General features: G+C 62.3%; 9 protein-coding genes. All 9 read left to right on the top strand.

The window, feature by feature from the left end:
- On the top strand, positions 1 to 2,676 hold the full coding sequence (gene tssH, locus PSCI_RS09610; RefSeq protein ID WP_045485661.1) for a type VI secretion system ATPase TssH: 2,676 nt from the start codon (positions 1 to 3) through the stop codon (positions 2,674 to 2,676).
- A 90-nt stretch (positions 2,677 to 2,766) separates the two neighbouring features.
- Positions 2,767 to 4,833, top strand: a complete 2,067-nt coding sequence (tssI, locus tag PSCI_RS09605; RefSeq protein WP_045485659.1) for a type VI secretion system Vgr family protein — start codon at positions 2,767 to 2,769, stop codon at positions 4,831 to 4,833.
- Between the two features lie 30 nt (positions 4,834 to 4,863).
- Positions 4,864 to 8,802 (top strand): RHS repeat-associated core domain-containing protein, encoded by a 3,939-nt coding sequence (locus PSCI_RS09600; RefSeq protein ID WP_045485656.1) that lies wholly within the window; start codon positions 4,864 to 4,866, stop codon positions 8,800 to 8,802.
- A 2-nt stretch (positions 8,803 to 8,804) separates the two neighbouring features.
- On the top strand, positions 8,805 to 8,996 hold the full coding sequence (locus tag PSCI_RS09595; protein ID WP_045485655.1) for a hypothetical protein: 192 nt from the start codon (positions 8,805 to 8,807) through the stop codon (positions 8,994 to 8,996).
- A gap of 39 nt (positions 8,997 to 9,035) precedes the next feature.
- On the top strand, positions 9,036 to 10,976 hold the full coding sequence (locus PSCI_RS09590) for a type VI secretion system Vgr family protein (protein ID WP_045485653.1): 1,941 nt from the start codon (positions 9,036 to 9,038) through the stop codon (positions 10,974 to 10,976).
- A 21-nt stretch (positions 10,977 to 10,997) separates the two neighbouring features.
- Positions 10,998 to 11,432, top strand: coding sequence for a DcrB-related protein (locus tag PSCI_RS09585; RefSeq protein ID WP_045485651.1), 435 nt, complete (start codon positions 10,998 to 11,000; stop codon positions 11,430 to 11,432).
- A 31-nt stretch (positions 11,433 to 11,463) separates the two neighbouring features.
- Entirely contained in the window at positions 11,464 to 15,831 is a 4,368-nt protein-coding gene (locus PSCI_RS09580; RefSeq protein ID WP_084709915.1) for an RHS repeat-associated core domain-containing protein, read from the top strand.
- The gene (locus tag PSCI_RS09575) at positions 15,822 to 16,124 is read left to right on the top strand and encodes a hypothetical protein (protein ID WP_045485649.1); all 303 of its coding nucleotides are present in this window, start codon (positions 15,822 to 15,824) and stop codon (positions 16,122 to 16,124) included. The genes PSCI_RS09580 and PSCI_RS09575 overlap by 10 nt, the downstream gene beginning before the upstream one ends.
- An 8-nt stretch (positions 16,125 to 16,132) precedes the next feature.
- Entirely contained in the window at positions 16,133 to 16,261 is a 129-nt protein-coding gene (locus PSCI_RS30130; protein WP_442965445.1) for a hypothetical protein, read from the top strand.
- The last annotated feature ends 46 nt before the right edge of the window (positions 16,262 to 16,307 follow it).

Genomic DNA, 16,307 nt, shown 5'->3' with positions numbered 1-16,307 from the left:
ATGAGTGAAATCAGTCGTGCCGCGCTGTTCGGCAAACTCAACAGCGTCGCCTACAAGGCCATCGAAGCCGCCACGGTGTTCTGCAAGCTGCGCGGCAACCCTTATGTGGAGCTGGCGCACTGGCTGCATCAGTTGCTGCAATTGCAGGACTCGGACCTGCACCGCATCATTCGACAGTTCAATGTCGAACCGGCACGCCTGGCCCGTGACCTGACTGACGCGCTGGACCGCCTGCCACGCGGCTCAACCTCAATCACTGACTTGTCGTCGCATGTCGAAGAAGCCGTCGAGCGCGGCTGGGTGTACGGCAGCCTGATGTTCGGTGAAAGCCAGGTGCGCACCGGTTATCTGGTGATCGGCATTCTCAAGACCCCAAGCCTGCGCAACGCGCTGCTGGGACTGTCGACTGAATTCAACAAGCTCAAAATCGAAAGCCTCACCGAACGCTTCGACGAATACGTCGGCGACTCGCCGGAAAATGCCCTGGCCGCCACCGACGGCTTCAATGCCGGCGCACCGGGCGAAGCCAGCGGCGCGATGGCGCCCAGTGCTCTGGGCAAGCAGGAGGCGCTGAAGAAATTCACCATCGACCTCACCGAGCAGGCACGCAATGGCGAGCTGGACCCGATCGTCGGGCGTGACGAAGAGATCCGCCAACTGGTGGATATCCTCATGCGCCGCCGGCAGAACAACCCGATCCTGACCGGCGAGGCCGGGGTCGGCAAGACCGCCGTGGTGGAAGGCTTTGCCCTGCGCATCGTCGCCGGTGATGTGCCGCCGGCACTCAAGGACGTCGAGCTGCGCAGCCTCGACGTCGGCCTGTTGCAGGCCGGCGCCAGCATGAAGGGCGAATTCGAACAGCGTCTGCGTCAGGTCATTGAAGACGTACAGGCATCGCCCAAGCCGATCATCCTGTTCATCGATGAAGCCCACACCCTGGTCGGTGCCGGTGGCGCCGCCGGCACCGGCGACGCCGCCAACCTGCTCAAGCCGGCCCTGGCCCGTGGCAGCCTGCGCACTGTGGCCGCCACCACCTGGGCTGAATACAAGAAGCACATCGAGAAAGACCCGGCCCTGACCCGGCGCTTTCAGGTGGTACAGGTCGACGAGCCGTCCGAAGACAAGGCGCTGCTGATGATGCGTGGCGTAGCGTCGACCATGGAGCAACACCATCAGGTGCAGATCCTCGATGAGGCTTTGGAGGCCTCGGTCAAACTCTCGCACCGCTACATCCCGGCGCGCCAGTTGCCAGACAAATCGGTCAGCCTGCTGGACACCGCCTGCGCACGGGTCGCGATCAGCCTGCACGCGGTGCCGGCCCAGGTCGACGACAGCCGTCGGCGGATCGAGGCGCTGCAGACCGAACTGCAGATCATCGCCCGCGAACATGCCATCGGGGTGGATACCGGCACCCGGCAAAGTACCGTTCAGGGGCTGCTGGACAGCGAGCGCGAGCGCCTGACCGGCCTCGAAGTACGCTGGGCCGACGAGAAGGCGCTGGTCGATGAACTGCTGGCCTTGCGTGCACAGCTGCGCGAAAGCGTTGGCGTGGTGGACAGTGAAATCGATAGCGCGCAGAGCCATGAGCTGCGCGGGCAACTGGTCGCTCTGCAACAGCGCTTGAGCGAACTGCAAGGCGAAACCCCATTGATCCTGCCGACCGTGGATTATCAGGCAGTGGCTTCGGTGGTCGCCGACTGGACCGGTATTCCGGTTGGACGCATGGCCCGCAATGAACTGGAAACCGTGCTCAAGCTCGACCAGCACCTGAAAAAACGCATCATCGGCCAGGACCATGCCTTGCAGATGATCGCCAAGCGCATCCAGACCTCGCGCGCCGGGCTCGATAACCCGAGCAAGCCGATTGGCGTGTTCATGCTGGCCGGCACCTCCGGGGTGGGCAAGACCGAAACCGCCCTGGCGCTGGCCGAAGCACTGTACGGCGGCGAGCAGAACGTCATCACCATCAACATGAGTGAGTTCCAGGAAGCCCACACCGTCTCGACCCTCAAGGGCGCCCCGCCGGGCTACGTCGGCTATGGCGAAGGCGGCGTGCTCACCGAAGCCGTGCGCCGCAAGCCGTACAGCGTGGTGCTGCTCGATGAGGTGGAAAAAGCCCACCCTGACGTGCACGAGATGTTCTTCCAGGTGTTCGACAAAGGCGTGATGGAAGATGGCGAAGGCCGGCTGATTGACTTCAAGAACACCCTGATTCTGCTGACCACCAACGCCGGCACCGAGTTGATCGCCGACCTGTGCCAGGACGCCCGAAACGTCCCGGACCCGGAAGACATCGCCAAGGCCCTGCGCCAGCCGTTGCTGGAGATTTTCCCGCCGGCACTGCTCGGTCGGCTGGTGACCATCCCGTATTACCCGCTCAGCGACAGCATGCTCAAGGCGATTACCGACCTGCAGCTGGGGCGCATCAAGAAGCGCGTGGAGAGCACCCACAAGGTGCCGTTCGAGTATGACGACGGCGTGATCGACCTGATTGTCTCGCGCTGCACCGAGACCGAAAGCGGCGGACGGATGATCGACGCCATTCTGACCAACACCCTGCTGCCGGACATGAGCCGCGAGTTCCTGACCCGCATGCTCGAAGGCCAGCCGCTGGCCGGCGTGCGGATCAGCCAGCGCGACGGGCAGTTGCATTATGAATTCGCCGAGACGCCATGACCTGCCGCTGTAGGAGCGGCTTCAGCCGCGAAGGCTGCATGACTTCGCAGCTAAAGCTGCTCCTACAGGTTTTTACATAACGAGAGATCCATGAATTTCCAGCAACTCACGCGTATGACCCAAGTCACCAGCCCGCTCGGGCCGGATGTGCTGTTGCTCAAGGACATGAGCGGTGGCGATGAGTTGGGCAGGTTGTTCAACTATGAGCTGCAACTGACTTCCAAGGACGGTGCGCTGGACCTCAATCAGTTGCTCGGCAAGCCCATGAGCCTGTCGGTGCAGCTGGGCGGCGGTGGCCAGCGTTACTTTCATGGCATCGTCGCGCGCTGCAGCCAGAACGTTGATCGTGGCCAGTTCGCCAGTTATCAGGTGACCCTGCGGCCCTGGCTGTGGCTGCTCAGTCGCACCTCGGACTGCCGGATCTTCCAGCACCTGAGCGTGCCGCAGATCATCAAGCAGGTGTTTCGTGATCTGGGTTTTTCTGATTTTGAAGACGCGCTGAGCCGTCCCTATCGCGAGTGGGAATACTGCGTGCAGTACCGCGAGACCAGCCTGGATTTTGTCAGCCGGCTGATGGAACACGAGGGCATCTATTACTTTTTCCGCCATGAGCAGGACCGTCATGTGCTGGTGCTGGCCGACGCCTACGGCGCGCATCAGTCGGCGCCCGGCTACGCCTCGGTGCCGTACTTTCCACCTGACGGCCAACACCGTGAACGCGACCACTTCAATGACTGGCGGCTGGCTCAGGAGGTGCAGCCCGGTTCACTGGAGCTTAATGACTACGACTTCGAACGGCCCAGCGCCCGCATGGAAGTGCGCTCGGCCATGCCGCGCCCGCACAGCGCCGGCGATTACCCGCTGTACGACTATCCCGGCGCCTACGTGCAGAGCCAGGACGGCGAGCACTATGCCCGCACCCGCCTGGAAGCCCTGCAAAGCCTGCATGAACGGGTCGAGCTGAGCGGCAATGCCCGCGGCCCCGGTGCCGGGAACCTGTTCAGCCTGACCGGCTTTGGCCGCCAGGATCAGAACCGTGAATACCTGGTGGTCGCCGGGCGTTATTACATCGCCCAGGAAAGCCTGGAGAGCGGCAACGGCGGCGGCTTGCAGTTCGAGGTCGGGCTGACCTGCATCGACGCCCAGCAGAGCTTCAAGCCGCTGGCGAGCACCATCAAACCGCTGGTGCAGGGGCCGCAGACCGCCCGTGTCGTCGGGCCGGCCGGTGAGGAGATCTGGACCGACCAATATGGCCGGGTGAAGGTGCATTTCTACTGGGACCGGCACGATCAGTCCAACGAGAACAGCTCGTGCTGGATTCGGGTGTCGCAGTCCTGGGCCGGCAAGAACTGGGGCTCGATGCAGATTCCGCGCATCGGCCAGGAAGTGATCGTCAGCTTTCTGGAAGGTGACCCCGACCGGCCGATCATCACCGGCCGGGTCTACAACGCCGAACAGACGGTGCCCTACGACCTGCCCGCCAACGCCACCCAAAGCGGCATGAAAAGCCGCTCCAGCAAGGGCGGCACGCCGGCCAACTTCAATGAAATCCGCATGGAGGACAAGAAAGGTCAGGAGCAGTTGTTTATCCATGCCGAGCGTAATCAGGACATCGAGGTCGAGAACGACGAAACCCACTGGGTCGGGCATGACCGGCGCAAGACCATCGACCATGACGAAACCGTGCATGTGAAGCACGACCGTACCGAGACCGTGGATAACAACGAAACCATCACCGTGCATGCCAACCGCAGCAAGACGGTTGATCGCAACGAGACCGTGAAGATCGGCATGAACAAATCGGAAACCATCCTCATGGCCTCCTTGCAGAACGTCGGCATGGGCCGGATGGAAAACGTCGGCTTCGGCTACAGCCTCAACGTCGGGATGATGATGAACACCCTGGTCGGCATGAGCCAGACCACCCAGGTGCTGAAAAAGAAATCCACCTCGGTAGGCGAGGCCTACACCCTCAGTGTCGGCGGCACTGACGACGGCTCGACGATCAACATGGACGGCAAGACCATCAAGCTGGGCAGCAAGGTCATCGAGCTGACTGCCGACCAGGAAATTCGCCTGGCTTGCGGGCAGAGCACCATTCGTATCACGGCTAACGAAATCGAGATTCTTTCGCCCAATGTCGACATCAACTGCTGATCTACAGCATGGACAACCAGGAATAGCGTCATGAGCGGCCTTCCCGTTTCGCATGTCGGTGAAAAAGTCTCCGGCAACGTGATTGCCACCGGCTCGCCGACCGTACACGTCGGCAGTGTCGCTTCAGGTATGGCCGATCGCGCCTCGGCCTGTGTGCCCTTCGTCGGCCAGCCGGTCAACCCGATGCTGGGTTGCAAACTGTTGCCCGAAGAAGTCGACTTTGCCCTGGCGGCACCGGACACCCTGACCTTCAGCCGTGGCTACCTGTCGAGTAATCCGCGCATCAGTCGGCTCGGCCAGGGCTGGTCGCTGCCCGGCGAAAGCATGCTGCTGGAGCTGGACAGCGAAAGCTGCACCCTGACCGACGCCCAGGGCCGGCGGATTCGCTTTGCGGCGCTGGAGCCGGGCAAGCAGTGGTATTCAGGCAGTGAGCAACTCTGGCTGCGCCGCGGCGCGGCTTTTGACCCGCAAACCCCGCAAGCCCCCTGGTCAGGCCGCTGGGCGAGAGTGCCTGCCACCTTGCAGCACAACCCCAACGTGGTCGTGGTGCTCAATGGCAACAGCCATTTGTGCTTCATGCGCCAGGCCGACGACCTTTGGCGCCTGCATTCGACCTTTGGCCGCAGTGGCTACCAGACCCTGTTCAACTGGAGCCCACGGGGCTTTCTGAGCAACATCCGTGACAGCGCCGGGCGCAGTTATGTGCTGGTCTATCAGCAGGCCTGCCAAGCCAGTCCCGAGGATGACGGCATACGTTTGTGCGGCGTGATCCTCGCCAACCCCAACGGCCCGGTGCCGGAGTTTTTCGACCCGCAGGCCAGCGGCAACGATTGGCTGGTGCGCTATCAGTTCAATGCCAGCGGCGACCTGATTGCCGTGCGCGACCGCATTGGCGAAGTGGTCCGGGTGTTCGCCTGGAGCAACCACATCATGGTCGCCCACGGCGAACCGGGCGGCCTGGAGGTGCGCTATGAGTGGGACGTGACGCAGCCCCATGGCCGGGTGCTGAAACAGATCGAAACCGACGGCCTGACCCGCGAGTTTCGCTATTACCCCGACGCCACCGACGTGATCGACAGCCTGGGCCGGGTCGAGCGCTATGAGTTCAGCGGTCAGGGCGGCGAGCGCCGCTGGACCGCGCTGGTGCGCGCCGATGGCAGCCGCACGCAATTCGAACATGACATCTATGGCCGTCAGGTGGCCATGCGTGATCCGCTGGGCCGCGAGTCACGGCGGCGCCTCGACGGTCAGGGCCGGGTGCTGGCCGAGCAATCACCGGGCAAGAAGCACTATCGCCAGACGATTGATGAAGAGACCGGGCTGCTCAAGGAACTGGTCAACGCGGTGGGCCGGCGCTGGAGCTTCGAACGCAATGCGGCCGGCAACCTGACCTGCGTGACCAGCCCCAACGGCACGATCCACTACAGCTACGATGATCCCGCCCTGCCAGACCGCGCGACCCGGATCACCGACAGCAAGGGTGGCGTGAAACGGGTGCAATGGAACCGTCTGGGGTTGCCGGCCTGTGTCACTGACTGCTCGGGGCAGACCCATCACTATGAATACGACGGCGAAGGCCGCCTGCTGACTGAAACTGACCCGGCAGGCCACAGCACCCGCTACGGCTACAACCGGCTCGGGCAGGTCATCGAGGTCAACCTGGCGGACGGCACCCGTCTGGTCTACGACTACGACCCGCAAGGCCGGCAGACGCTGATCGCCGACAGCCATGGGCACGCCACACGTTTCGTCTGGGACCGCGCCGGGCGCCTGCTGCAAGCCAGCGATGCGGCCGGTGACAGCCTGCACTACAGCTACGACGCTGCCGGCCGGCTGTGCATGCTGACCAACCAGAACGGCGCACAGGCCAGCTTCGGCTTCGACGTGCTGGACCGCCTGATCGAAGAAACCGGCTTCGATGGCCGCCGCCAGCAGTACCGCTACAACCAGGCCGATGAGCTGCTCACCCGGATCGATGCCGAAGGCCGCGAGACGCATTTTGAGTACAACCGCGACAGCCAGTTGATCTGTCGCCACCTGCCAGCGACCGCCAGCAGCGAGGCCTTCACGGAACACTACAACTGGCTGCCTGACGACCGCCTGGCGATGGTCAAGGGACCGGATTGCGAAGTGCGGCTGGCCTATGACGAGGCTGGCAACCTGTGCCTGGAAAGCCAGATTCATAGCGATGGCTGGGTTTACAGTGTGGCCCATCAGCATGATCCGCTGGGCGTGCGCGAGACCAGCCAGTACGGCGATGCCCCGCCAGTGACCTGGCTGAGTTACGGCTCGGGGCATTTGCATGGTGTGCTCGCCGCCCATGTCGAGATGGCGTTCGAACGCGACAGCCTGCACCGCGAGCTGCACCGCGAAGTGCGCCTGCAGGGCAAGCCCCAGGCGCTGCTCGAACAGCACCGTGAACTCGACGCCGTGGGCCGCCTGACTGCCAGCCGCTCGACGCTGGCCGGCGCCGATAACTGGCAGCGCCAATATCGCTATGACTCGCTGGGCCAGTTGTTGCGGGTCAACGACAACTTGAGGCCCGACCTGCACTACCGCTACGACCTGAGCGGCAGATTGAGTTCCAGCCAGCACGGCAGCGAACTGCCCCGCCCTTACCGCTACGACCCGGCAGGCAACCGCCTAGACACTGGACCAGACAGCACGGGTGACCGGCAACAGCACTACGCCCACAACGAGTTGTACCGCTCAGGCTATGTCGGCTCGCAACTCAGCCAAGCCGAGAGTGCGCCAGCCGGCTTATGGACAGGCAATCGCGTCGGCCGCCTTGAAGGCTACGAATACCACTTCGACAGCCAGGGCAATCTGATCGCCCGTACCGCGCCTGACGGTGAACGCCTGCACCTGCAATACGACGGCGCCAACCGGCTGGTGGGTGTCACCCGCCAGGGTCCTGACGGCGCCATCACCCAGGCCCGTTACCGCTATGACGCTTTTTCCAGGCGCATTGCCAAGCACCTGCTGCAAGGCGATGAGCAGCAGGTGATCCGCTTTGGCTGGGATGGCGAGCGTCAGTGCGCCGAGGTGTTCGACAACCTGCTGCGCACCACCGTGCATGAGCCCGACAGCTTCATCCCGCTCATGCGCATCGAGCAAAGCCGCGAGCCGGACAGCCCGGACCTGCTGGCCCTGCGGCGCGAAATGGCCGCAGCCGACCAGCCGCTGCCCGCACAGTGTCAGCCTGCCCTGGGGGCACCGGCGCTGCAGTTTTTTCACACCGACCATATTGGCACGCCGCTGCAACTGAGTAACGAACAGGGTCAAGTGGTCTGGCAGGCCCTTAATGATGACTGGCGGGCGGTAGCGCAACAAAACGGCGCAACCGACCAGCCGATTCGTTTTCAGGGCCAGTACCACGACGAAGAAAGCGGCCTGTATTACAACCGCCATCGCTACTACCTGCCCGAAGCCGGCCGCTATGCCAGCCAGGACCCGATCGGTTTTCGCGGCGGGCCGAATGCCTACACCTATGCCCTGAATGCGCCTTCGGTAGCGTATGACCCGAGCGGGTTGTTCGTGCCGCTGGTGATCATTGGCGGGCTCTTGCTAAAGGCCGCGATGGGGGGCGCCGCTGATGCCGGAATACAGGCCGGCAAACAGGTCTTGGGCCAGGTCAAAGACAATTGGGACAACGACCGCAGCTTGATGGACATCAAGCTGCGGTGCATTGATATCGATTGGGGAGAAGTGGCCGTCTCAGCGGCCGTGAGCACCGTCGCGCCCGGCCTTAAAGACTCAGCCAAGGTCGTGTGGAAATCCGGTAAAGCTATCAAGTCCCTGTCAGGTCAGGCTGCCAATACCGCCAACCGTGCGGCCAAGCTGGCAGCACGCAAAGCCGCCCATGCCAAGACCATCAAAGAAACCGTAGCGACCCAGGCAGGCTGGCAGTCAGCCAAAGCCGTAGGCAAGTGCCTGTTCGGGGAAGGAGAAAAAGATGAGTGTGAATAACCATGCTTAAGCAGTTCTTGATCGTGTTCGTGGTTGGCCTGCCGTTCGCAATTCTCTACAGCGTTCTGGACAGGTACCTGCCCAATAGCTGGTGGCCAGCCGGAATCGTCATCACGTTGATGCTGGCTGCACGAATCGGGTTGTACCTGTACCGACGCTCCAAAGGTATTCGGGATACGTGGCTGGATCCGTGACCCAGCCCTGAACCGAAGATAACCAACGAGATCACCGCCATGAGCTTTCAGCAACTGACCCGCATGACCCAAGTCACCAGCCCGCTCGGGCCGGATGTGCTGTTGCTCAAGGACATGAGCGGTGGCGATGAGTTGGGCCGGTTGTTCAATTATGAGCTGCAACTGACCTCCAAGGACGGTGCGCTGGACCTCAACCAGTTGCTCGGCAAGCCCATGAGCCTGTCGGTGCAGCTGGGCGGCGGTGGCCAGCGTTACTTTCATGGCATCGTCGCCCGCTGCAGCCAGAACGTTGATCGTGGCCAGTTCGCCAGTTATCAGGTGACCCTGCGGCCCTGGCTGTGGCTGCTCAGCCGCACCTCCGACTGCCGGATCTTCCAGCACCTGAGCGTGCCGCAGATCATCAAGCAGGTGTTTCGTGATCTGGGTTTTTCTGATTTTGAAGACGCGCTGAGCCGTCCCTATCGCGAGTGGGAATACTGCGTGCAGTACCGCGAGACCAGCCTGGATTTTGTCAGCCGGCTGATGGAACACGAGGGCATCTATTACTTTTTCCGCCACGAGCAGGACCGTCATGTGCTGGTGCTGGCCGACGCTTACGGCGCGCATCAGTCGGCGCCCGGCTACGCCTCGGTGCCGTACTTTCCACCCGATGGCCAGCACCGTGAACGTGACCACTTCAATGACTGGCGGCTGGCTCAGGAAGTGCAGCCCGGTTCGCTGGAGCTTAATGACTACGACTTCGAACGGCCCAGCGCCCGCATGGAAGTGCGCTCGGCCATGCCGCGCCCGCACAGCGCCGGCGATTACCCGCTGTACGACTATCCCGGCGCCTACGTGCAGAGCCAGGACGGCGAGCACTATGCCCGCACCCGCCTCGAAGCCCTGCAAAGCCTGCATGAACGGGTCGAGCTGAGCGGCAATGCCCGCGGCCCCGGTGCCGGGAACCTGTTCAGCCTGACCGGCTTTGGCCGCCAGGATCAGAACCGTGAATACCTGGTGGTCGCCGGGCGTTATTACATCGCCCAGGAAAGCCTGGAGAGCGGTAACGGCGGTGGCTTGCAGTTCGAGGTCGGGCTGACCTGCATCGACGCCCAGCAGAGCTTCAAGCCGCTGGCGAGTACCATCAAACCGCTGGTGCAGGGGCCGCAGACCGCCCGTGTCGTCGGGCCGGCCGGTGAGGAGATCTGGACCGACCAATATGGCCGGGTGAAGGTGCATTTCTACTGGGACCGGCACGATCAGTCCAACGAGAACAGCTCGTGCTGGATTCGGGTTTCGCAATCGTGGGCCGGCAAGAACTGGGGTTCGATGCAGATCCCGCGCATCGGTCAGGAAGTGATCGTCAGCTTTCTGGAAGGTGACCCGGACCGGCCGATCATCACCGGTCGGGTGTACAACGCCGAACAGACGGTGCCCTACGACCTGCCCGCCAACGCCACCCAAAGCGGCATGAAAAGCCGCTCCAGCAAGGGCGGCACGCCGGCCAACTTCAATGAAATCCGCATGGAGGACAAGAAGGGTCAGGAGCAGTTGTTTATCCATGCCGAGCGCAATCAGGACATTGAGGTCGAGAACGACGAGAGCCACTGGGTGGGCGCCAACCGCACCAAGACCGTGGACAAGAACGAGACCGTGACCATCGGTATTGATCGCCTGCGCGCGGTCAAAAACGACGACATTCTGCTGGTCGGCTCGACCAAGACCGACAGCATCAGCCGCAGCTACCTGATCGAGGTTGGTGAAAACCTGCGCCTGGTGTGCGGCAAGAGCGTGCTGGAACTCAATGCCAGCGGCCAGATCAACCTGACCGGGGTGAACATCAACTTCTACGCCAGCGACACCGCGCTGTTCAACACAGGAAAAATCCTGCACCTGAACAACGGCAGCGGCTCGGGCACCGAGGCCGACGGCCAGGGCGTCAAGGGTCAGATCGACGCCGCAGTCGAGCAGATGTTTCCCAAGCCTGAAGGCAGTCAGTAACCAGAACAGGAACCCGGCTTCATGACCTATCGCATCAATGAATTGAGCTTCGCCCTGCCTGATCAGCAACTGCAGGACGCGACCATCAATATCCTCAAGTTCGGCGAGCTGGGCACTTCGCTGATCGTCAGCCGCAGCCTGCTGGCCGAGGGCGAGACCCTGCACAGCAACTTCGCCACCCAGCTGGAGCGCCTCGGCCAGCAGGTTCAGGAACTGCGCCACGACCCGGTGCAAACCGTGCAGGTCGGCCAGCAGCAGGAAGTCGAAGCCATCGAGCTGCGCAGCGAGTTCAGCAAGGGCAACGAGCGGGTCTATCAGTTTCAGCTGGCGGTGGTACTGCCCGGCACCCGGCGCATGCTCGCCCTGAGCTACGTCAAGGCACAGCCGCTGGGCGCGGCCGAAGTGGCGCAGTGGACGGGTATCAAGCAGTCGCTTGATTTCGCCGCCCTCGGCTGATCGGCCCCGGACCGTACAGGGATGATTGATCATGTCTGACGTCGCCATCTGGGCCGCCCGGCTGGGCGACGGTCTGGAACACAGCTCGATGATGGCCGACATCGTCGGCGGCGTGCTCGAAGTGGCCGCCCACGTGGCGATTGGCGCATTGGCCACCGCCGCAGTGGTTGCCGCTACCGGGATTACCGTCGCCACCGGCGGTATCGGGGCCTGTGTGCTCGGCGCGGTGGTGGGTTTGGTGGTCGGCGTGGTAATGGCCAAGACCGGAGCGGACACGGGGCTGTCGCGATTATGCGAAAGCATCGGCAACGGGCTGTTCCCGCCCAGTATCCAGGCGACCATCGCCACGGGCTCGCACAACACCAAAACCAATAACCTGCCTGCCGCCCGCGCTGCCGGCTGGGTGCCACCAGGTGTGCAGATTGCCGAGCAGCAAGGCGAACCGCCCGAGACCAGTTATTGGGACATGGCCAAGAGCATCTTTTCCCAGATGTGGCGGCCCACGGTGGCCAGCCCCGCTCCCGGTGCCGAGCCGCTGCCCGAAGACAAAGTGCTGTGCAGCAAGCACCCGCCGATGCCCGAACAGTATCTGGCCGAGGGCTCGGACAAGGTCACCATCAACAGCCAGCCGGCAGTACGCAGTGGTGACCGCAGTACCTGTGAAGCCGTGGTGGTGTCGGCCGGCCCCATCTCGCCGGATGTGCGCATTGGCGGCAAGAAGCTGACGGTACGCGAGATCCGCAGCGGCAAGACGCCGGGCATCGGCCTGGCGGTCACGGTGCTGATGATGCTCAAGGGCAGCAAGGGCAAGTTTCTCAGCAACCTGCCGTGCATGGCGCTGGGCATGGCCAACAGCTACGTGATGAGCACCGCAACCAATGCCATCGTCAACGCCACCAGCGCCTCACCCAATCCGGTGCATGCCGCCACTGGCGCCAAGGTTCTGGCTGGCGATGACGAGCTGGACTTTGCCCTGCCCGGTCTATTGTCGATCGACTGGCAACGCTTCTACAACAGCCATGACCTGCGCCGTGACGGCCTGTTTGGCGCGGGCTGGAGCGTGGCCTATGAAATCGGCGTCGAGATCGCGCCTCATCCGCAGGGCGGCGAACGGCTGGTGTACACCGACGAACAGGGCCGGCGCATCGACATGGGCGTCATCCCCTTGGGGGGCGCAGTGTTCAGCGCAGGCGAAGGGCTGAGCGTGAAGCGTCACGCTCGCGGTCAGCTGTTGATCGAAAGCGACGACGGCCTGTACCGGCTGTTCGAGCCATCACCGCTGGACAGCAACCGGCTACGCCTGACCCTGCTCAGCGACCGCAACGACAACCGCATCGTCATCGACTACGACGAACAAGGCCGCTTGAGCGGCCTGCGCGACAGCCTCGATCAGGTGCGCGTGGCACTGCATTACTCAGCGCAATGGCCACGACGCCTCAGCCATATCGAACGGGTATTCGCGGATGAACAGCGCGAGGTACTGGCCAGCTACACCCTCGACGCCCAAGGCCAACTGGCCGAGGTGCGCGACGCCAGCGGCCAGCTGCAGCGGCGCTTCAGCTATGACGACGGGCTGCGCATGGTCGAGCATCAATTGCCCACCGGGCTGCGCTGTTTCTATGAATGGGCACTGATCGAGGAGCGCGAATGGCGGGTGGTGCGGCACTGGACCGACGAGGGTGACGAATACGCCTTCGAGTACGATCTGGCGGCGGGCACCACCACCATTCGTGACGGCCTGAACCGGCTCAGTAGCCGGCGCTGGAACCCGCAGCATCAGATCATCGCGGCTACCGACAACCTCGGCCACACCTGGCAGTTCGAATGGAACGATGAACGTCAGTGGCTGGGCGCGACCGACCCCGATGGCGGCCAATGGCGCCTGAGCTATGACGAAACCGGTAACCTGACCGAGACCTGTGACCCACTGGGCCAGACCGAATCGACCCTGTGGCTGGAGCACTGGTCACTGCCGCTAAGTGAAACCGACAAGGCTGGCGGCCACTGGCAGTATCGCTACGATCAGCGTGGCAACTGCACCCGTGAAACCGATCCGCTGGGGCACAGCACCGGCTACCGCTACGACGATCAGGGCCAGGTGCTGGAGATCACCGACGCGGCCGGGCGCAGCAAGTACCTGCGCTGGAGCGAGACCGGCCAGTTGCTGACCTACACCGACTGTTCCGGCTACGCCACCCACTACGCTTACGACCGCCGTGGCTACCTGCTGAGCATCACCGATGCCCTTGGCGAACAGACCACGTTCGAACACGATGCCCAGGGCCGTCTGCTGCGCAGCGAGCTGCCGGACGGCCGGACCGAGCAGTTCCAGCGTGACAGCAGCGGCCAGTTGACCGGCTACATCGACCCGACCGGGCACACCACCCGTTATGGCTACAACCGTCGCGGCCAGGTGCGCCAGCGCGTCGACCCGCTGGGCCATCGCGTGCAGTTCGATTACGACGCGTATGGCCGTCTGCAAACCCTGAGTAACGAAAACGACGAGCGCTACCGCTTTGCCTGGGATGCCGCTGACCGACTGATCGAGCAGCAAGACCTCGACGGCAGCGCCCAACGCTATGCCTACGACAACCGCGACAACCTGATCGGCCTCACCCACCTGCCAGCACCGCACGGCAGCGGCTTGAGCCTGGTGCCCGAACAACCGCTGCCGCCGCTGGTGCAAACCTTCGAGCGCGACGCGCTGGGCCGGCTGGAGGCCAAGATCACCGCCGATGGCATGACAGCCTACCGCTACACGCCGCTGGACCTGCTGACCGAGGTGAGTTCGACAAGCCGTGACGGGCACACGCAAACGCTGGGCTTTGCCTACGACGCCCTCGGGCAATTGCGCGAACAGCACAGCAGTGCCGGCACTCTCCAACATGAATACGACGAACTGGGCAACCTGATCCGGACCGGCCTGCCGGATGGCCGCTGGCTTAACCAGCTGTACTACGGTAGCGGCCATCTGCATCAGATCAACCTCGATGGCCAGCTGATCAGCGACTTCGAACGTGACCGTCTGCACCGCGAAGTGCTGCGCACTCAGGGCCGGATCAGCACCCGCAGCCAGTACGACCGCGCCGGCCGGCTACGCGCCCGCTTGCGCCGCCCCGCCGGGCAGCCGCCACAGTTACCGGCCCCGACCGAGCAACAATACGACTTCGACCCGGCCGACAATCTGGTGGGCCGCTTGCAACGCGATCGTCAGCCGCAACAAGACCGCCGCGACCTGCTGCAGTACGACGCCAACGGACGCATTGTCGCCCGCCAGGACAACCTGACCGGGCACAGCGAAACCTTCACCTGGGACGCTGCTGCCAACCTGCTCGACCGCCCGCTCAGCGGCGCGGGTTATGTGCGCAACAATCAGGTACTGACCTACCAGGACAAACGCTATCGCTACGATGCCTTCGGCCGTACCGTGGAAAAGCGCAGCGTCCGCCACGGCGTGCAGTGCTTCGCCTACGACGCCGAGCACCGGCTGATCGAAGTCCGCAATGACAACGGCCATGTGCTGCGCATGCACTACGACCCGCTGGGCCGACGCATCGCCAAGACCGAGCACGACCGCCACGGCCATCTGCTGGGCGAGACGCGCTTCATCTGGGACGGCCTGCGCCTGTTGCAAGAACAGAAGAACAGCCTGGCCAGCCTGTATGTGTACCTGGAAGACAGCTACGAGCCTTTGGCGCGAATTGACGGCAGCGGCGACCAGCAGCGCATCCGCTACTACCACAACGACCTCAACGGCCTGCCCGAACAACTCACCGACAGCGACGGCCAGAGCGTCTGGCAGGCGCAGTACCAGGTGTGGGGCAATACCCTGCGCGAAGTGCGTGAGCCCTACTATGTGGAGGAGCAGAACCTCAGATTTCAAGGCCAGTACCTGGACCGCGAAAGCGGCCTGCACTACAACACCTTCAGGTTCTATGATCCGGATATCGGAAGGTTCACCACGCCAGACCCCATTGGGTTGGCGGGTGGGATCAATCTGTATCAGTACGCGCCGAATCCGATTGGGTGGGTGGATCCGTGGGGCTGGAGTTGTCGTCCAACCAAGCTGAAATTGAGCAGAAAGGGAGTCGCTCATATCAAGGAAGGCCATGTCGGAAACCGGCCTGGCAAGACACACAAGAGTAAATGGACTGTTTCCAATGCAGACTGGAAGAAGACGGCGCGCGATGTGTTTCGCAAACCTGACAGGGTAGTAAAGTCTGGCGATCGATATATTTACGAAAAAGACTACAAAAACAAAGGGATGGGCATAGATCCTGATGGGGCGTCATTAAGTAAAGTGCGGGTGGTCGTTGAAAAAAATGGTGATATCGTCACCAGCTTTCCACAGAAAGACTTCAAAATTCTTGAGCGAGGAGAAACAATAGAATGGCCTTAGATATTATCACGCATGAAAAAAATGGCACAGTATCAAGGTATGAATTCCCGGAAGGCCTGCACCAGGCAATATTCAAAAAAGGCCTGAAAATAAAGAAAAACAACGCACTCTACCCTGTCAAAGATTACTACCTGACCGACCATTCGTTTGAAGGTCAAGAGATTGCTCGTCTGGCGGGTGCCTTAGCGTTAGAAAAGCCACGCCTTGAAGCATCACACAGAGAAGAGCTGAGCCTCATTATCGACATACTCAACAATGTAAACCTCGCTTCTGTTTTATTTGCAGGCGATTGAAATCTTCGGTGGCTAATAAATTACGAGGCCGACGATTCAAATCATTTGATGATTTCAGAGAGAGCATGTGGAAGGAGGTCGCCAACGACTCACATCTTTCTAAGCAATTCAGTCGCTCTACCATTGCCCGCATGTAAATCGCGGACAAGATACAGGGCTACAAACCCATCCGATTGTAATCAG

Source organism: Pseudomonas sp. StFLB209 (genome assembly GCF_000829415.1).
GTDB lineage: Bacteria > Pseudomonadota > Gammaproteobacteria > Pseudomonadales > Pseudomonadaceae > Aquipseudomonas.
Note: the sequence above shows the minus strand (reverse complement) of the source record. Positions and strands in the feature narration are given on the sequence as shown.

Excerpts from the sequence above, each read along its gene's own strand:
- PSCI_RS09600 (WP_045485656.1), top strand. The coding sequence starts at position 4,864 with ATGAGCGGCCTTCCCGTTTCGCATGTCGGTGAAAAAGTCTCCGGCAAC.
- PSCI_RS09590 (WP_045485653.1), top strand. The coding sequence starts at position 9,036 with ATGAGCTTTCAGCAACTGACCCGCATGACCCAAGTCACCAGCCCGCTC.
- PSCI_RS09575 (WP_045485649.1), top strand. The coding sequence starts at position 15,822 with ATGGCCTTAGATATTATCACGCATGAAAAAAATGGCACAGTATCAAGG.
- tssH (WP_045485661.1), top strand. The coding sequence starts at position 1 with ATGAGTGAAATCAGTCGTGCCGCGCTGTTCGGCAAACTCAACAGCGTC.
- tssI (WP_045485659.1), top strand. The coding sequence starts at position 2,767 with ATGAATTTCCAGCAACTCACGCGTATGACCCAAGTCACCAGCCCGCTC.
- PSCI_RS09580 (WP_084709915.1), top strand. The coding sequence starts at position 11,464 with ATGTCTGACGTCGCCATCTGGGCCGCCCGGCTGGGCGACGGTCTGGAA.
- PSCI_RS09585 (WP_045485651.1), top strand. The coding sequence starts at position 10,998 with ATGACCTATCGCATCAATGAATTGAGCTTCGCCCTGCCTGATCAGCAA.
- PSCI_RS09595 (WP_045485655.1), top strand. The coding sequence starts at position 8,805 with ATGCTTAAGCAGTTCTTGATCGTGTTCGTGGTTGGCCTGCCGTTCGCA.